Source organism: Nitrobacter vulgaris (assembly GCF_002028545.1).
In the GTDB taxonomy this organism is placed as follows: Bacteria; Pseudomonadota; Alphaproteobacteria; order Rhizobiales; family Xanthobacteraceae; genus Nitrobacter; species Nitrobacter vulgaris.
Map to the genome: position 1 here is coordinate 1 of NZ_MWPQ01000003.1, position 15462 is coordinate 15462.

Consider the following 15462-nt stretch of genomic DNA (forward strand, 5'->3'; position numbering starts at 1 on the left):
CGCTCGGCTACATCAGCCCCGTGCAGTTCGAGGAGCAACATATCCGGCCCATGGTCAAATCAGCAGTCTGATTCTGTCCAGCACCAGGGGCCCACTCCAATACGGGGTCAAATTTGCGAGCCGATTGACAATCAGCCCAACTCTCCCTCCGGCGGACGGTTGTCGCATATTGAGTTGGGAGAATTCCTCAGGAGTGGAAAAGGCCCTGAACAGCAGGCACTGCTCCGGGTGATTGGTACGCTCGTGGAAGTGCCGCCATTTTACAGCGCGGATTGAACTTCCATGTTCGGCTCACGTTGCCGAACATGGCACGGCAATGGACATCAACTGACGATCGAGAACTTGCCTTGTTGAAAGAAACTCGGAAGCCCACTTCTGTAATCGCCAAACTCTTCCGCACCACAGAGGCGTCTGTCAGTAGTCGGTGGTCCGTTCTGCGTCGATCTATGTCTTCGGCGGATCGCGACCCAAATCACCAGAAAGCCAGCTCTTCGCCGTCTCGTCCCGTAGCCAGTCGCAGTCGACGCACGTGAGAACACGCGGACCTTTGCCGCCTGGCGGCAATGCCATGGTCATTGGCTTCCGGCAGATAGGACAGTTGGTTGTTTTGAGGAGTTGGCCCATCAGACAGAAAACCATGGCAGAGCGCCAAAGTCGAGCCATGTTTTGTCCAAAGCTTCCACCTCTGCGGGTCGTTGGTGTTTGGCGCCGTCTGAACAATCACGTCGACGGCGCGCTTACTTGCAAACTCAACCCCGCTCCGGCGGGGTTTTCTATTCCGGGAGCTAGAGGCTCTTTCGACCTTGCTAATCGATCGATTCGGCCGCCTCGTCGGCCTGGCTTGGGCGCCTGCGACCGACGTCACCTATTGACGTTTACGATCGCGCCGGTGCGCGCATCCACATCTACTTCCATATAGCTTCCGGCAACGTCATAGCCCTCGACCTGCCACTCGTTGCCCCATTTGTTCGTGTTTGACACGGAAACCAGTCCGATACCGTTGGCGATATCGACTGCCGCCTGAAGCGGCAGTGGTCCCGCCTGGGTGTAGCTCTCGGTCACCGGTTCCTGAACGTAGCCGACGTCGGCTGCCGACGCGGGAACAGTGAATCCGATCATGGCTAAGGCGGCGGCGGGAAACAGATTTTTTCGCATGATCGTTCTCCAAGCGCGTTCAGACATTAGACGTTGTTGACACATCTCAGCAAAACGCATGTGGCGGAAGACCGTTCCGCATTCATCGCTTCAACCGGGTCGAGGGGGGCCGGTCTGCTCGGACAGTTCTGCTTCTGATCCGCAAAAAGGCCCGCCGGGATGGGTATCGCGGCGGGTCTAATCGAAACGGTGATCATACGTCAGGCATGAGCCCGTTCCTCCGACCCAATGCGCGGAGCAGAAGGCGTTCCTATCGCTTCGCCTTCAGCGCGCGCTCCGGTGGGGTTTTCTTGGAGTTACGCTCCAAAGATCGCTTCGGAGGGGTTTTCTGGCCCACTCGGCAATGCCTTATCGACGATCGCCAGGATTATCTCTAAATCGCGCTTCATGACGGCGGTGTCCTCACTCTTTATGGCAACACGGGCCAGTGTTCGGATATCCACCAAGGCTTCCCTGGGATCGAGGGAAGGCTCTTTATCCCCCTGTCGAGAGGGGACTTCCTGCCCACGCGCCTTTATCAGTGTTCGGATGTGAGACAAGTTCTTACGCTTGTTCATCAAACCCTCCTTTTGTCGCGGCGACGTCTGGGGCGACGGCGTCGACCAACTCAGATGTAAATGGCGACGAAGACGACCGTCCCCAAATGCAGAAACGGCAGATGAACCACTAGCGACCGTATCGGTCATGGCCATCGTTCGAATGGGGTCTTTAACGCTTCGGTGCCCTGCATCCCGCGGCTTCGGCTTCTTTCTCAGAACAAAACCATCTGTGATCCGGCTTAGCCATGTTCATGTCCGCATACCAGCGATCACCCACGATGTGATAGATGCATTCGCCGTCGTGCACGCCGGCCTTAATGGTGCATGCCGGATCGGGAGCTTCCTGTGACGACATTCCTTCCAGCAAGAGCTTTTGAGCAGTCGCGGGCACTGAGACGGAGCCGAGAATGACGGTCTGTTTGCTCCGGGATCGCCAGTCCCATGGGGCAATAAACGCGCCAGACCAAAGTCCGGCGTGTATCTCGCGGGACCATGATTCATCAGCGACATAGCGGTTGGAATCCCTAACGGATGCGAGTGCCCATCCGTGCTGGACCATCCACTGATTGATGTCATGGCCGGCGATGGAGCAAAAAGCGAGCGAACGATCATAGCTTTCCTTGCCAGATACTTCGCAGGACCACGGCCGGTTGTTGGAGAAGTCCGAGAGAGCATCACGCGCGGCGATGCCACATGCCCATTTCTTACCTTCGGCATCCAGACACAGTTGGTCCGATTCTGGGGCATCGATACTCTGCAGCCGGATCTTTTTCTCTCCAATATCAACGGTATCGCCGTCGATAATGCGCGGCTCGCCTGAGATGGTCTCAGCGTGAGCTACGAGGCCGGCTAAACAGAGCAATCCAACAAAAGTAGTGGCGGCGACAGTGCGTGAGAGGGTGAACATTGGTACCGCCTGGGTAGGTGCGTTTCTCACTCTCTTGTAGCCTTAAATATCATGGCTGTATCGTTATGAAGAAGCTTTTGCTGTTCGCGGTTGTCCCACTTGATGACGGAGCGGCCACTGCTATGGCGGTCGGAACCGTCAACACTCCGGCCGCGCTGCAAAAGGCGAGGCCGGCGCCCCACAGCGTCATGTCGAGCGTTTTCTCGCAGATGCTGACGTGTTTTTCCTCCCAGAAGTGGCGAAGTCCATCTGCGATCGAAAGCGCCTTCGCGATCGGCTCTCCGTCTCGCTTCGCATTCGCAGCCAGGAATTCTTCGACGCGATGCTTCAGATTGCTGAATTCGTCGATTTCAGAATTTGAACCGCTCTCGCGCAGCAAGCTTGATCTTCAACTCGATTGCGGTGAGCAGCGCCACAGCGGTGAGCTGCGCCTGAATCTGGTTGCCTAAGACCGTCCGGATGATGACGTCCGCGTGGGGACCACGTGACCGTCAATGTGCGCCCCGTCGGGTTTCTCGACCAAAATGGCTTGGCCGTCTTCCGTTAAGAGCCGCGCGCCGTTTTCGTTGGCGAGATTAACCCAAGCATCGCTTGCCGATTCCTCGCCACCGGCCATTGCTCTAACGGCTGCGCCAGGAATGTCGATTTGCTTGTCTTCCTTTTCCAGCCAGTCATGTCCAGCTGGAGTCAGGCTGTGAACGACGACGCGATCTGCTCTGCCGCCCGCTCTATGAACAAGTGCGTGGATCAGCTTTTGTTGCTCTGCCAAGCCCAGATGGTCGACCACATCTTGGGGGCCTTCATCATCGATCGTCAGGTCATGCGGCCCGCCCGATGGTAAGGCCTCGACCTTTAGAAGGATACGGCGCAGCAAGTCTCGATTCCAACGCATCAACGCCCTCCGTCAAATTATCGACCGTTACCATCATAGCAACGCGCCCTTGACCGCAAATCCGCGCGGCGATGCTGACGGCTGGAAGTGGTGGCGAAGGGCCGCCGGGCCGTGCTGCCCTATTCGATAATGGCTTTGCCAACATAATGCCTACACGAGGCATTTCCGGATTGCGGTGATATGAGTTTAAGTTATTGATTTTGTTGGTGAGCGCGGAGGGACTCGAACCCTCGACCCCATGATTAAAAAGCCAGGTGCGGGCCAGTTACAAGCACGGGCGCGATGTTAAAACGGGCTGGGTTTGATCCAAGCATGGAGAACCCAATGCCAGTCCTGAAGTCCCTTTCCTTCACCGCAATGCCCAAGTCCGCCAGTGATCCGGTCCATATCCGGAGGGCTAAATTCATTGAAAAGCTGGAGGAGCAGAAGCTTCTTCTTCAAGATCCCGGATATGTCCGTACTGTCCAGAGGATGGCTGAGGTGGACGGCCAGAAGCAGGCGGTCGTCCGTAGGCAGAGGGTCCGGCCATGGTGGAAGATGGATTCCACCGGCCAGATCATCATGTCGGTCAAGTTCGGTGCCAAGCCCATCGAGTTTGAGAAGGGCAAGGCCGGAATCGCCGTCCCGTCGAAGGACAAGCTGCCGACGGTGATCAACACCCTGATCGAAGCCGTTCGCGCGGGCGAAATGGATGATCTCTTCGCAAATGCCAGCAAGTCGCGACCTGCCGTCGGGAAGAAGTAGAGCCCACCTGATAAACCGGGAGGCTCAATCACTCCCGGTTTCTGGGCTTCTGGAACGTCCAAATCCTTGAGAAGGTATTTCTCCATTCTTCAGACCCCGGACGTTCTGGTGTGTCCTGAAGAGGGATGAGTTGAGCCAAAGGATCTTCGGATGATCAGTCACCGGGAATCCTGTGAGCCGGTGAATCCTGTGCAGCGCGGATTTCAACGCAGGAATCTAGCGCTTACGGCCACGCCTCGGCGGACGTTGTAATAGGTCAGCTGGCTCGACACCAAGAGCGTCGCTGAGCTTGACCATGATTTCCAGCCCCACCCACGTATCGCCCTTTTCCACTTTGCTCATGTACGTCCGATTGACCTCAGCCTCATAGGCGAGCTCTTCCTGAGAAATCCCTTTCTCATGCCTGATCCGGCGCAGGTTGGCGGCAAAGACTTGGCGATAGTCCATACGGACAGCCAACCGCCGTGTCCGCTATAAACCCACCGCTTTAAACAGACATTATTTTCTGATAGGCCAGTTACTCATTCTGGGACCGAGGGTAGAATCTCGTCTGTGATGAGATGAAGGGAGGCTGAAATGCAAATTGACAAACTGTCGGCACTCGTTCTGGCCGGAGCACTGATCTTGTGGTTTCCGGGATATCGCTGGACGGATAAGGGAGCCATCTGGACGATGACGGCCTTGATCATCGTTGCGGGCGCCTACTTGGTGATGTGGGAGAAGCAGCGTTGGCGGAAATGACTAACTCTTCCGATCAGCCAGCGGAGCGGCCGACCTCGTTTGTCAGCCAGCGCGGGTTGGCGCTCACCGTCTACATCCTCTACCTCATCGGCTACGTGAACGGCGTCACGGCGCTGGTCGGGGTCATCATTGCGCACGTCAAGGCACCGTCGTCCGACGAGGTCCTGCGAAGCCACTACCGGTTTCAGATTCGGACCTTCTGGATCGGGCTTCTGTATCTCGTCGTCGGTTGGCCCCTTGCCTACGTCTTGATCGGCATCCCGGTGCTGGTCTGGTGGCTCATTTGGAGCATCATCCGCATCATCAAGGGAATGGTCGTCTTGAACGATGGCAGGCCGATTGCCAGACCCAAATCCTGGTTATTCGGTTGAGAGATCCCTTTAGAAGAGCGTGAGGCGTCCGAACTTCGATGGGCGGTTCAATCGAAGGCACCCGCCGACGCGGCATGCGGATCACGTAGTTTAACGCGTGCCGATGCAATTTTCCGGCCGCACCATCGAAAACGTCTCATTCCTCAAATCGCAACACGCAAGGCGACAAGCGGAAGTCCCATAGAAAAATAGAGGCTCTTCATGACCCAGAAAGTTCTGATCTTTTCTGCCGCAGTTGTCGCCGTTGGCCTATCGGCTGCTGTTTTGAGTGGCGCCTTCACCACGTCGCCGCAAGCCATGTGCTCGGCAAGGGACGTTGAGGGGACACTACATCGGGAGTGGGTCGACATGTTGTCTAACACCACTTTCGCCAGCATACTTGGACTTCCGAAAGATGCTGTCATTGGTCTGACGGAAGCTGAAATACAGAGTGATCCAGCCTATAAAGAAGCTTACGCGCAACTTCTGGAAGTGCAACGGGCTAAGACAATCGACCAGGTCAGGGCTAAGGAAATTCGTCAGGAGATGCTGCGAATTAAACAACGCGTCATTGACGAGTATAAGGCCAACCACCCGACGCCTAAGGCACCGCCGACAGAAGTCAGGTTCGTTTCAGACCCGGTCGCCCTCGAATTTGATCCCAATATTGAGCGGGTCACTTGCACTCGGCAGTTGGCCACCAACAATCAGTTCATAAACCTCATTCTCGGGGCCGACGGAGAAAACGGCGTGACAACGAGATACAGCGTTCAGCCGGGAACGGATGGGGGATATATGGTCTCGATCTTGGACAACCGCTGAGCTTCGTTACTTTCAGAAGTCAAATTTCGAGACGCACAAGTGCGGGAATCACGGCTCGGGTTTAAGTGGTCCGTGGGAGATCGCTATGGGTGACCATCGACGACCGAGGACATACATTGCGCCGTGACGGTTCGGAATGCAGTGCGTCGAAGGATCGATTTCAGACTGACAAAGACGCTGGCGCTATTTCTCCGGTGAGCGACCTTTCACGCGCCCGATCACATGTTCGTCTCCGTGAATTCTGGCTGGCGGTGTCTAAACATATGAAAGCCCGATGGCTCCCCTTGACGTTACGATACTGTTGATCGGAGCTGAGTGCCTCATTTGGTGTGAATCATCGGCTTCCATTTGCCGTCTCTGATCGCCAACATCACTTGCTCGCAATCAGCCTCGGCGCGGCGACCGTGTCCCAGTAGCCGACGACGGAGACGCCGATGATGATAGTCACATTGAATATTTGATGATGGGTAAAGCGCAGCTTGCTTCTCCTGAAAGCGTAGCACGGCCTATCCAAAGCGTCTGCCCGATCGCCGGCGTGCCGGACAGGTTGGTGGTGAATGAGGTGATTGCCGCCGCGAGCGCGGTGATCGCGTAGAACGCCACGCCGACCAGGCTATGAAGTCATGCCGAATTGCACGGCGCACGGAATCGAACTCATGTTACCCGTTGCCTGCATGAAGGATTGGACGGGCGGCGAACCCTCAGGCCCGTCCTTGCTCTCACGCGTGCGTGAGCGTACGCCTAGCTCGGTTGCTGTTCCTAACCATGCACAGCATGGTATTGGACTGCATTCCCTCGGAGGTTGAACATGAGTAGCGTAAGGCAAGGCTGGGTTATCGGAGGCGCGGTCGTCGTGCTGCTGGCCCTCTTTTCCTCCTTTTACAACGGAACGGGCACGCATTACCGGCCTGCCGGGACTGCCGTAGCGCAATCTGAGTGAGTTGAACTGGTTTCGCAAAAACGAAGCCGCCAGACCCTTCACAGGCGATGGCGGCTTCCTCTGCTCTTAGCTCTGTTTCTACGGCAGAATGTCGCTCTTTCCCGGCTTGGCGTACTTGATGTTCTCGTCGCCGCCCTTCTTTATCTTCTCGGCCAATTCCTTATCCGCTTCCTCGGTCAGCTGTTCCATAGTCTTGCCGAGCGTCTTCGTCGGGTCCTGCTTCGGCTCGCCCGCAGGGGGGAAGTTCGTGCTGCTGTCGTTGCCCATATGAAAGTCCTTTCGTTAGGGATGCGAGGACAACGGGTGCCTTCTGGAAGGGTTCCTCCGTGCAGCGGTTTTGCTCAACACGATTTCCGGGATGCATTCACGCGCCGTGCGCGACCAAGCCGCCGTTTCTAAGAGGCTAACAATTCATAGCGGCGCGACTGCGATCTTGATGCGGGGCTTCTGCTGGTCGTCGGCGAGCGCGACGGTCACCTGCCGTATCTGGCTGTTGTCATATGCGATGCTGTTGAGCGCGTCGCAGCTCAATTTGTGGAGATTATCCCAGTTCGCGCGGGGTGCTGCGTTGATTTCGGCTCGCCCGAGAGTAGGCGGTCTTCACCGATTAAGTGCAGCACCCGAATGGGCGAAGGGAGGGCTTCTGCGGTTAATCGGCGCCCTGTGCACTTCCTCGCCTTCGAGGTTGGTGGCGGAGATCGCGTAGTCCTTGCCTCTGAGCTCCGGCCGGTCCTTGTAGAGCTCGGACGCCATCCTGTCAGCTTCGTCCGCCGCGGCGATGTCATCCGCGAGATCGCGGCCGCCTTCGTCGGCAAGCGTGCATCCGTCTATGAGATCGAAATGGTAGTGCGCCATACGCCGCTAACGCTGAAGCGGCAGCAGCGTTCCAACAGAAACAAGGCCGCGCGGGCCTGTAGGTGTTTATGTCAATTCTGCTTGCGCTTCTCGTGAACCCTGCGGCTGTATCGGATGCGGTCGGCCTCCTTGCGGAGTACCGGCATGTCCCGCTCCAGATTTCCCTTCGCGCGCTCGGCGTCGAGGTCGGAGAGCGTGCAGTCGAGCCTGATGATGAAGTTCTCAAGCCGCTTGATGTACGCGTGGGTGATGCGGCTTGCTCCCGCTTCTCTTCCGAGAAGGCGCGAAGGTAGTCCGTCGCCTTAGAAGCATGCTCGCAGCCGATAGCATCGCTCGGCTGTCCTGCCTGAACGAATGAAAGCACAATGGCTTCTCTTATGACTTCACGATCCTCTTGAACTGGGATTCTCACTTGCCATGATTCATCGGCTTCCATTTGCCGTCTCTGATCGCCAACATCACTTGTGCCTGCGGCAATAGAATCGGATTTGTCTTGCTGGCTGCAGATGCTTCGACCTCGTCCCAGTCAATCAGAACTGTGCCGTCGTCTTTTACTTCATAAAGCGCAGTGTCGTTCAGAGGTTGGATGACTTTGACTGTCTTGATGGATTTTGGCTCTTGGGCTGAGGTAGTTGTCGCGTAAGCGAGCGCAGCCATCAGAACGATGCGGTGTAACATTTTTCCTCCCACCAAGGCAGCTTGAGCCTTCCAGACTACGCATTCGATGGAGCGGCAGATTTTCCATCCATACCGATGCAAGTTCCGGCCACGTCAAAAATGTCTCGATACCGCAAGCGTAGCGCTCAAACCCACAAGCAGAAGGCCCGAGAATCTAGGACGCTCTCGGACAGACCATATTGCCAGTAGAATGATCAACAGGCCCCGATTGGGGCCGAATGCCCGCATAACCGTGCCCGCTTGGGCAAGAACTCCTGTGACACCACTTTCGTTATCAGACATCCCGCAAAGTCCCTCGTCATCCTGCATGGGAATATAATCCCATAAAAATGCGGCAGGATTACGAGGTGTATATTCCTAACACCATCGCTTGTTTCAAGCGGACTAGCGAACCTGGCTAAGTTCTGAATTATTTGTCTCCGTATTCCACGGCAAAACGCTTATCGTTTCCCGGATGATCTGTAATTTGCTCCTCGTATTTGAGCGGGTCGTCATCACGTGGATAGACGACACGCACCGCATTGTTTCGAAAGCCCACCGCGAAATACCGCCTTGCAGTCTTACCCTCATTCAGACGTTTCTTCAGATGGGATATCACGTCTTCGGAATCGGGTTGCTGCTCAAGAAACTCGATCGTTCGTTGAAGTTTTGGCCTATCGCCCAAAGTCGCCACGCTAATCGTTAGCACAAGGTTTTTCAGCCGTGAGGCGATCTGCGCTCGCAGCTTGTAGAGCTCAGCGCCGGAGGGCCCCTGCAGACGCTCTAGGAGATGCGTGAGCCCGGCCCTGCTTTGACGCAAGCTTGAAGCGCGCAATGCTAAAGCATCACGGACTCGTTTTTTCTCGATCAGCTTAGTGTCACATTCATTGTCGCGTTGCTGCAATTCCTTAAGCTTGGCGGATACGAACTCCACAGCGCTGCCAGCGTCCAGCAGCGCGTATGTTTTCTCCATCGACGCCTTGATGTCGGCTAGCTGCCCCTCTAGCGAAGAGATCTCTGATTCGATCAGTTTACGTTGGGTCGCCTCGGCATCCTGATCGATCAAGCTCTCCAGATCGAGCTCAGAAACAAAGGCAAAAAACGAAGTCTCAAAGTCTTGGTAACGCCATCGCACGGCTTCACAGCCGAGGTGGCGTCGAGCGTTATCACAGACTAGGTAAGTACCACCTTTGGGCGTAGCTCCCTTGTTTTCGAACGACATCGAATAGTTGCAGTGAGCACAGTTAGCCAGCCCTGAAAAAAGATTCGTATAGGTCGGACCCTTCCGTCCAGCCCCCGCGCCACCACTGCTTCGCAGACTTTTGGCAGCTTGCGCCTGGAAATACGTCTCGCTGTCCATGATCGCAGGGTAGTAGTTTGGTATCGGGTCGCCGTCTGGAACGCGCTTCCCGTCCACTTTTCTGTGTGGTTGGAATTCGCCAAGCACCGCACGATTCGCTAAGGTTTTAGCGATGTAGGACTGATGCCAGCCGCTCTTACCTACGAACGCTGGTATACGGTCCTGGTTGAGGCGCTTCGCAACGGAATACATTCCGACGCCGGCGATTGTTTCCTCGAAAATGCGATGGACGATGTCGACCCTAGCCGGAATTATCTCATAGGCCTTTCGATCGGACGATAGGCGAAGCCACGCGGGGCACCGCTGAGTCATAGGTGTGCCTTCAGCAGCCTTGAGACGCTTATGATTCCAAGCTGCTCCAACCCGCTGACTCTTCTTAAGCGACTCCTCGTGTGCGGTGCTCATGATGACGAGCGATATGACGAGGTCTCCGAGATTTGTCTCGCCAGCGCGATACACTCGACCATCAGTTAATGTGACGAGATTGATCCCAGCTTGAATAATCCGAAGGAAAACTCCTTGTGCAGCGAGGACGTGCTCCCGACTAATTCGGTCTAGAGACTCGACAATGAGATATGATCCTCGCGCGACGGCACCCTGTTCGACTGCTTCCAGGAACCGGCCGAGGGCACCTTCTCTGAGGTTGGCCCCCTTGAACGCTGATATGCCGATGTCTTCAAGTTGAGCGTCGTCAGCGAGATCCAGCCCATTCCGATCTGCGTATTCTCGGGACGCCTCAAGCTGACGTCGACGACTATCCCCCTTCAATTGAAGGTCAGTCGACATCCGAAGATAAGAATATGCTTTCGAGTTCAAACGGTTGGGCTACATTCGAAGAGGACTTCTTCGGATACCACAGGTCCGGTTAATTGTACACATTATCAGCAGATGATGTCCGCCGGCGGCTGCGATCTCGAGCGCACGCTTGGCGCTCTCCTGCCCTTTGATGTCGCGAAGATCAAGAGCGCTACCTTGGGTTTCACGAATCCGGGGCTGCGGGCGAGACAGAACCTGAGTTCCCTTGAAATGATTTGCGATCTGAATGAGCGAACTGGCGGCGACGATCTGGATGTCGGGGCTCGCCCAGGCTGCCTCAGCGCCGCAGGCTGCGGGGCAGATCAGCCCTTCATCGCGCGCATTCGCACCGATCGCAGCGGGTAGAACCCCCGCCACCGCCGCAATCGATCCGTCGAGGCCGAGTTCGCCGAGTACCGTAAACCCCGACAACGCGTCGGAGGGAATCGCTCCGATCGCCGCCATCAGGCCGAGCGCAATAGGGAGATCGTAGTGACTGCCTTCCTTGGGCAGATCGGCCGGAGCCAGGTTGACGGTGATTCGTCTCGCCGGCAGCGCAAGACCTGAAGCGATCAGGGCCGCCCGCACCCGCTCCCGGGCCTCGGACACGGCTTTGTCCGGCAAGCCCACAATGTTGAAGGCGGGCAGGCCGGGAGCGACCTGCACCTGCACGTCGACCGCGCGCGCCTCGATCCCTTCAAATGCGACGGTGGATACCCGCTGAACCATGGCCGCCCCCTTTGCCACGGCGAAGCTAGCTTACAACTCCCCGATGTACAAGAACATTAAGGGAACGCAGGCTGCAGGATTTCTGGGTGAGCCTATTGGCGCTTCGCCTCGATCCCGTCCCAGATTTTTCCGGCGACATCCGGGCCGCCCAACGCGGCAAGCGCCCGAATTCCGGTCGGCGAGGTAACGTTGATTTCGGTGAGCAAGCCGTCGATGACGTCAATGCCGACAAACAACAGACCGCGCTCGCGCAGCGCCGGACCGATGCGCTTACAAATCTCGCTCTCGCGGGGAGAGAGGTCGGTTGCCCGCGCCGCACCGCCGCGCACCATGTTGGAGCGCAGATCGTCAGCGGCAGGCACGCGATTGACAGCACCTGCGAATTCGCCGTCGACGAGGATGATGCGCTTGTCGCCCTGTTTGACCTCGGGCAGGTATCGCTGGATCACCCACGGCTCGCGAAACGTCACCGAGAACATGTCGAACAGCGATCCGAAGTTCATGTCTTGCGGCGTGACGCGAAACACTGCGGCTCCGCCGTGACCATGCAGCGGCTTCATGACCACCGCACCATGCTCGTCACGAAACGAATTGATCTCATCGAGATTGCGCGAAATCAACGTCGGCGGCATCAACTCCGGAAAATCCATCACGAACAGCTTTTCCGGCGCATTGCGCACGCTTGCCGGATCGTTGACCACGAGCGTCTTCGGATGAATGCGCTCGAGCAAGTGAGTACTCGTGATGTAGGCGAGATCGAACGGAGGGTCCTGGCGCAGCAATACGACGTCGAAGGATTCTAGGTAAGCACGCGCCGCTTCACCGAGCGTATAATGGTCGCCCTCCTGATCCCGAACGGTCAACGGCTGGACCGACGCAACCACGTCCTTGCCGCGAAGCGATAACTTATCCGGCGTGTAGTATGAGATTTCGTGGCCGCGTCGCTGTGCCTCCAGCAGCAGCGCAAAGGTCGAATCGCCGCGAACGTTGATGCGCGCGATCGGGTCCATCTGAACGGCGACTTTCAGTTTCATCTTGTTGGTCCGGGTTGTGTCAATGCGGAAAGCGTCTGAATACGTCAGGCTATGTGCTGGCGTCGAATGCACCTAACAGATGACGCGGCAGACGTCGCGGCGCAATCAGCATGGCGTCAAAGCGGAATTCGAAAGCCGCATGTTCGGGGTGCGCCATCAGCCAGGCTTGGGCTGCGTTGATGATCCGCTGTTGTTGTCTTTGCGTCACTGCATAGGCAGCATCGTCGAGGCTGCGACGGGCTTTGACTTCGACGAAAGCGAGAAGTTGCCGCCGGCGGGCCACGATATCGATCTCGCCATGAGGCGTGCGAAACCGGCGTGCCAAAATCCAGTAGCCCTTGGCGATCAGATAGGCTGCGGCGAGACTTTCCGCCGAAAGACCGGTACGAAACGCCGCGACGCGCTCGGGCGCCGCCGCCTCTGGGCCGTTTCGGGAGCGGTCCTTACAGGCTGCCATTGTTGTCACTGTCCCTCATCTGTCCGGCGAGCTCAAGCGCGCGGGCATAGACTTGACGTCGGGGGAGGCCCGAGATTACGACCGCGTGAGCCACGCTGTCTTTGACGCTGCTCTCCTTCAACAACGTCAGCAGCAGATCGTCCAGCTGGTCGGAGGACATCGTGCCTGCATCAGCCGTTGGTGGTCCGACGACCAGGACGAATTCGCCCCGCGTTTCCAGCGTTTCGGCTCCTTGCGCGAACTCCGTGAGGGTCGCGCGGCGGATATCCTCGTGCAGCTTTGTCAGTTCGCGGCAGATCGCGGCGTCGCGATTGCCGAGGATGGCCGCGAGGTCGTGCAAGGAATCCCGGATACGACTGCCGGACTCGAACATGACCAGCGTGGCATCGATCCTTGCGAGTTCGGCAAGGCGCGTGCGGCGCGCGACCTCTTTTGCCGGCAGAAACCCCTCGAAGAAGAACCGGTCCGTCGGCAGCGCTGCTATGGACAGCGCCGCTAGCACCGAAGATGGTCCCGGAACCGCGATCACCTGATGACCAGCGGCACACGCTTCACGCACCAGCTTGAAGCCCGGATCGGAAATCAGCGGTGTGCCGGCATCGGAGACCAGGGCGATGGAGGCGCCTTGTGCCAGCTGCGCCAGGATTTTCGGCCGCGCTGTCGCAGCATTATGCTCGTGGTAAGGCTTGAGCACGCCTGTAATCGCGTAGCGTTCGGTGAGGCGGCGGGTGATGCGGGTGTCCTCGCAGGCGATGATATTGACGCCTGCGAGGGTCTCAAGCGCCCGTAAGGTGATATCTCCGAGATGACCGATCGGCGTAGCGACCAGGTGAAGACCGGGCGCGGCCGTCGGGGCAACCAGTTGATGGCCCGCTATGGAAAAGGTCCGGGTCCCCGGGGTTTCGATGTCCGATTTCAGAGAGGCGGGTTTTGCACGCATACTGCGACATTCTATAACATTTTCGAGAAAATGAGTTCGGCCCGTGTCAAGAAGCGTCTTCGGTGCCGGAGCCGGATAACACGAAGATTGCGTGCGAACGGATCCGTCCCATGCTTTCCGATGTTCCGCGGCACCCAAGGTTGGGTATGGAGCTAAATTCGGGGCGGACACGATCCGTTTGTTTTGGTTAACTGGCGGCATCGGCAATATGGCTGATTCTGCGGGGCTTGTGCCCGGACCTGTCCGGAATGGGTGCACTGCAAGGATAATGATGAAGGATCCCTTCGAACCGAAATCTGAGCGCCAGGGAGCGACTCGGCGAGCCGCGCTGGGCCTTGTCATCGGCGCGCCTCTGCTTGGCGCCTGCTCGGGCGTCCAGCAAACGCTGACGAACAATTTTTCCAGTTCCCCCGGTTCTTCTCCGCAGCCAGAGGCAGCCGGTCCGCCTCAGCAGGCAGCTACAATCGGTACGGGTCAGGTCAAGGTCGGTTTGATCCTTCCGTTGTCGGCCGCAGGCAATGCGAGCGTTGCGGCGCAGTCGATGAAAAACGCGGCCGAGATGGCGCTGTCTGAATTTCAGAACCCGAATGTCCAATTGCTGGTCAAGGACGCAGCCGGCACGGCGCAGCGTGCGCAACAGGGAGCGCAACAAGCGCTCGATGAAGGAGCCGAAATCATTCTCGGTCCGCTGTTCGCAGCATCTGTTCCGGCGGTTGCTCAGGCGGCGCGGACACGCGGCACGTCGGTGATTGCGTTCTCGACTGATTCGAGCGTGGCGGGCCGGGGCGTCTATCTTCTGAGTTTTCTCCCTGAATCGGACGTCAACCGGATCGTCGAATATGCCACCAGCACCGGAAAGCGCTCGTTTGCCGCCTTGGTGCCCGAAAATGCGTATGGCAATGTCGTCGAGGCGGCCTTCAAACAGACAGTTGGTCATCGCGGCGGGCGTATCGTCGCATTCGAGAAATATGGCGCCGATCGCGCCAGTGCGGCACGGAAGGTGGCGCAGTGGCTCCGCTCGGCTGATGCGCTGCTGATCGCCGATGACGGCGATGCGGTGGTTTCGGTCGTTGACGCGCTCGCCGCGGCGGGTGCGAATCTGCGCAATGTCCAGCTTCTGGGTACCGGTCTGTGGGACAATCCTCGCGTATTCGCCAGCGCGTCGCTGCAGGGCGGCCTCTATGCCGCCCCTGATCCATCCGGTTTCCGCAGCTTCGCAGGGCGCTACCGCGCCAAGTATGGCGGCGATCCGGTACGTACGGCCACCCTTGCCTATGACGCCGTCGCGCTGGTGGCGGCTCTTGCTCGCACCCAAGGCCCGCAGCGCTTCGCGGCCGAGACGCTGACCAATGCGTCAGGCTTCGCAGGCATCGACGGTCTGTTTCGGTTCCGTTCCGACGGCACCAACCAGCGGGGCCTCGCCGTCATGCGAGTCGCATCCGGCGGCGGCCAACCGGCGGCAGGTTCGCCAAAAAGTTTTGGCGCCTGATCTGTAGCCCGCGTCGTCAGATCACGATGATTTTGGATCGATTCGATCCAAAATCA

Annotated in this window: 22 protein-coding genes and 1 pseudogene; 8 read left to right on the plus strand and 15 right to left on the minus strand. The window is 57.7% G+C overall.

All coding sequences use genetic code 11. The features are described 5' to 3' along the window. Positions 1–861: 861 nt before the first annotated feature. The 5 genes from B2M20_RS00675 to B2M20_RS00695 all read right to left on the minus strand — a co-directional run bounded on the left by B2M20_RS00675 (position 862) and on the right by B2M20_RS00695 (position 3493). Positions 862–1155 (minus strand): PepSY domain-containing protein, encoded by a 294-nt coding sequence (locus B2M20_RS00675; RefSeq protein ID WP_079445190.1) that lies wholly within the window; start codon positions 1153–1155, stop codon positions 862–864. A 296-nt stretch (positions 1156–1451) separates the two neighbouring features. Further along, positions 1452–1712 carry a hypothetical protein gene (locus B2M20_RS00680; RefSeq protein WP_079445191.1) on the minus strand — a complete coding sequence of 87 codons (261 nt, stop codon included), beginning with the start codon at positions 1710–1712 and terminating at the stop codon, positions 1452–1454. A 151-nt stretch (positions 1713–1863) separates the two neighbouring features. Beyond that, positions 1864–2601: a thermonuclease family protein gene (locus B2M20_RS00685; protein ID WP_079445192.1), complete on the minus strand. Its 738-nt coding sequence runs from the start codon at positions 2599–2601 to the stop codon at positions 1864–1866. Positions 2602–2650: 49 nt separating this feature from the next. Further along, complete coding sequence (locus tag B2M20_RS18855; protein ID WP_139372801.1) at positions 2651–2980, minus strand: hypothetical protein; 330 nt, start codon at positions 2978–2980, stop codon at positions 2651–2653. A 66-nt stretch (positions 2981–3046) separates the two neighbouring features. Beyond that, on the minus strand, positions 3047–3493 hold the full coding sequence (locus B2M20_RS00695; RefSeq protein ID WP_079445194.1) for a DUF2513 domain-containing protein: 447 nt from the start codon (positions 3491–3493) through the stop codon (positions 3047–3049). 324 nt (positions 3494–3817) lie between these two features. Here B2M20_RS00695 and B2M20_RS00700 point away from each other — a divergent pair, with 324 nt between their 5' ends. Then, entirely contained in the window at positions 3818–4237 is a 420-nt protein-coding gene (locus B2M20_RS00700) for a DUF6641 family protein (protein ID WP_173815866.1), read from the plus strand. Positions 4238–4453: 216 nt separating this feature from the next. On the opposite strand, the gene B2M20_RS00705 is transcribed toward B2M20_RS00700, so the two are convergent. After that, entirely contained in the window at positions 4454–4684 is a 231-nt protein-coding gene (locus B2M20_RS00705; protein WP_079445195.1) for a helix-turn-helix domain-containing protein, read from the minus strand. Positions 4685–4813: 129 nt separating this feature from the next. Here B2M20_RS00705 and B2M20_RS19355 point away from each other — a divergent pair, with 129 nt between their 5' ends. From B2M20_RS19355 to B2M20_RS20490, 5 genes are all read left to right on the plus strand, one after another. Next, positions 4814–4978: a hypothetical protein gene (locus B2M20_RS19355; RefSeq protein WP_158081477.1), complete on the plus strand. Its 165-nt coding sequence runs from the start codon at positions 4814–4816 to the stop codon at positions 4976–4978. Next, complete coding sequence (locus B2M20_RS00710; protein ID WP_210189113.1) at positions 4975–5349, plus strand: DUF4870 family protein; 375 nt, start codon at positions 4975–4977, stop codon at positions 5347–5349. Before B2M20_RS19355 ends, B2M20_RS00710 begins: the two co-directional genes overlap by 4 nt. 201 nt (positions 5350–5550) lie before the next feature. Then, positions 5551–6150: a hypothetical protein gene (locus tag B2M20_RS00715; RefSeq protein ID WP_079445196.1), complete on the plus strand. Its 600-nt coding sequence runs from the start codon at positions 5551–5553 to the stop codon at positions 6148–6150. A 463-nt stretch (positions 6151–6613) separates the two neighbouring features. Beyond that, positions 6614–6745: a hypothetical protein gene (locus B2M20_RS20485; protein WP_274533921.1), complete on the plus strand. Its 132-nt coding sequence runs from the start codon at positions 6614–6616 to the stop codon at positions 6743–6745. 213 nt (positions 6746–6958) lie between these two features. Then, positions 6959–7090, plus strand: coding sequence for a hypothetical protein (locus tag B2M20_RS20490; RefSeq protein ID WP_274533922.1), 132 nt, complete (start codon positions 6959–6961; stop codon positions 7088–7090). Between the two features lie 78 nt (positions 7091–7168). On the opposite strand, the gene B2M20_RS00720 is transcribed toward B2M20_RS20490, so the two are convergent. From B2M20_RS00720 to B2M20_RS00730, 3 genes are all read right to left on the minus strand, one after another. Beyond that, positions 7169–7357 carry a hypothetical protein gene (locus tag B2M20_RS00720; RefSeq protein ID WP_079445197.1) on the minus strand — a complete coding sequence of 63 codons (189 nt, stop codon included), beginning with the start codon at positions 7355–7357 and terminating at the stop codon, positions 7169–7171. Between the two features lie 144 nt (positions 7358–7501). Next, complete coding sequence (locus B2M20_RS00725; RefSeq protein WP_079445198.1) at positions 7502–7663, minus strand: RusA family crossover junction endodeoxyribonuclease; 162 nt, start codon at positions 7661–7663, stop codon at positions 7502–7504. A 27-nt stretch (positions 7664–7690) separates the two neighbouring features. Then, positions 7691–7945, minus strand: a complete 255-nt coding sequence (locus B2M20_RS00730; protein ID WP_079445199.1) for a DUF6894 family protein — start codon at positions 7943–7945, stop codon at positions 7691–7693. A gap of 68 nt (positions 7946–8013) precedes the next feature. On the opposite strand from B2M20_RS00730, the gene B2M20_RS00735 reads away from it, so the two are divergent. Beyond that, positions 8014–8238 (plus strand): hypothetical protein, encoded by a 225-nt coding sequence (locus B2M20_RS00735; RefSeq protein WP_079445200.1) that lies wholly within the window; start codon positions 8014–8016, stop codon positions 8236–8238. Between the two features lie 115 nt (positions 8239–8353). On the opposite strand, the gene B2M20_RS00740 is transcribed toward B2M20_RS00735, so the two are convergent. The 6 genes and pseudogenes from B2M20_RS00740 to rsmI form a co-directional block, all read right to left on the minus strand. Continuing rightward, positions 8354–8623, minus strand: coding sequence for a hypothetical protein (locus tag B2M20_RS00740; RefSeq protein WP_079445201.1), 270 nt, complete (start codon positions 8621–8623; stop codon positions 8354–8356). A gap of 409 nt (positions 8624–9032) precedes the next feature. Further along, complete coding sequence (locus B2M20_RS00745; protein ID WP_087881079.1) at positions 9033–10778, minus strand: recombinase family protein; 1746 nt, start codon at positions 10776–10778, stop codon at positions 9033–9035. 60 nt (positions 10779–10838) lie between these two features. After that, positions 10839–11486 (minus strand): annotated as a pseudogene (locus tag B2M20_RS00750) (magnesium chelatase domain-containing protein); the annotation flags it as partial. A 92-nt stretch (positions 11487–11578) separates the two neighbouring features. Then, entirely contained in the window at positions 11579–12520 is a 942-nt protein-coding gene (gene gshB, locus B2M20_RS00755) for a glutathione synthase (protein ID WP_079445204.1), read from the minus strand. 49 nt (positions 12521–12569) lie between these two features. Next, a complete protein-coding gene (locus tag B2M20_RS00760; RefSeq protein ID WP_079445205.1) occupies positions 12570–12977 on the minus strand; it encodes a YraN family protein in 408 nt (135 codons plus the stop codon). Next, positions 12964–13917 (minus strand): 16S rRNA (cytidine(1402)-2'-O)-methyltransferase, encoded by a 954-nt coding sequence (rsmI, locus tag B2M20_RS00765; protein ID WP_079445206.1) that lies wholly within the window; start codon positions 13915–13917, stop codon positions 12964–12966. Before rsmI ends, B2M20_RS00760 begins: the two co-directional genes overlap by 14 nt. A 268-nt stretch (positions 13918–14185) precedes the next feature. On the opposite strand from rsmI, the gene B2M20_RS00770 reads away from it, so the two are divergent. Next, positions 14186–15406 (plus strand): penicillin-binding protein activator, encoded by a 1221-nt coding sequence (locus B2M20_RS00770; RefSeq protein ID WP_420799255.1) that lies wholly within the window; start codon positions 14186–14188, stop codon positions 15404–15406. Positions 15407–15462: the final 56 nt, after the last annotated feature.

Coding starts and splice junctions, on each gene's coding strand:
- B2M20_RS00700 (WP_173815866.1), top strand. CDS start 3,818: ATGCCAGTCCTGAAGTCCCTTTCCTTCACCGCAATGCCCAAGTCCGCC.
- B2M20_RS00705 (WP_079445195.1), bottom strand. CDS start 4,684: ATGGACTATCGCCAAGTCTTTGCCGCCAACCTGCGCCGGATCAGGCAT.
- rsmI (WP_079445206.1), bottom strand. CDS start 13,917: ATGCGTGCAAAACCCGCCTCTCTGAAATCGGACATCGAAACCCCGGGG.
- B2M20_RS19355 (WP_158081477.1), top strand. CDS start 4,814: ATGCAAATTGACAAACTGTCGGCACTCGTTCTGGCCGGAGCACTGATC.
- B2M20_RS00740 (WP_079445201.1), bottom strand. CDS start 8,623: ATGTTACACCGCATCGTTCTGATGGCTGCGCTCGCTTACGCGACAACT.
- B2M20_RS00760 (WP_079445205.1), bottom strand. CDS start 12,977: ATGGCAGCCTGTAAGGACCGCTCCCGAAACGGCCCAGAGGCGGCGGCG.
- B2M20_RS00685 (WP_079445192.1), bottom strand. CDS start 2,601: ATGTTCACCCTCTCACGCACTGTCGCCGCCACTACTTTTGTTGGATTG.
- B2M20_RS00730 (WP_079445199.1), bottom strand. CDS start 7,945: ATGGCGCACTACCATTTCGATCTCATAGACGGATGCACGCTTGCCGAC.
- B2M20_RS00770 (WP_420799255.1), top strand. CDS start 14,186: ATGATGAAGGATCCCTTCGAACCGAAATCTGAGCGCCAGGGAGCGACT.
- B2M20_RS00680 (WP_079445191.1), bottom strand. CDS start 1,712: ATGAACAAGCGTAAGAACTTGTCTCACATCCGAACACTGATAAAGGCG.
- B2M20_RS20490 (WP_274533922.1), top strand. CDS start 6,959: ATGAGTAGCGTAAGGCAAGGCTGGGTTATCGGAGGCGCGGTCGTCGTG.
- B2M20_RS00675 (WP_079445190.1), bottom strand. CDS start 1,155: ATGCGAAAAAATCTGTTTCCCGCCGCCGCCTTAGCCATGATCGGATTC.
- B2M20_RS00720 (WP_079445197.1), bottom strand. CDS start 7,357: ATGGGCAACGACAGCAGCACGAACTTCCCCCCTGCGGGCGAGCCGAAG.
- B2M20_RS00695 (WP_079445194.1), bottom strand. CDS start 3,493: ATGCGTTGGAATCGAGACTTGCTGCGCCGTATCCTTCTAAAGGTCGAG.
- gshB (WP_079445204.1), bottom strand. CDS start 12,520: ATGAAACTGAAAGTCGCCGTTCAGATGGACCCGATCGCGCGCATCAAC.
- B2M20_RS00710 (WP_210189113.1), top strand. CDS start 4,975: ATGACTAACTCTTCCGATCAGCCAGCGGAGCGGCCGACCTCGTTTGTC.
- B2M20_RS20485 (WP_274533921.1), top strand. CDS start 6,614: ATGGGTAAAGCGCAGCTTGCTTCTCCTGAAAGCGTAGCACGGCCTATC.
- B2M20_RS00715 (WP_079445196.1), top strand. CDS start 5,551: ATGACCCAGAAAGTTCTGATCTTTTCTGCCGCAGTTGTCGCCGTTGGC.
- B2M20_RS00735 (WP_079445200.1), top strand. CDS start 8,014: ATGTCAATTCTGCTTGCGCTTCTCGTGAACCCTGCGGCTGTATCGGAT.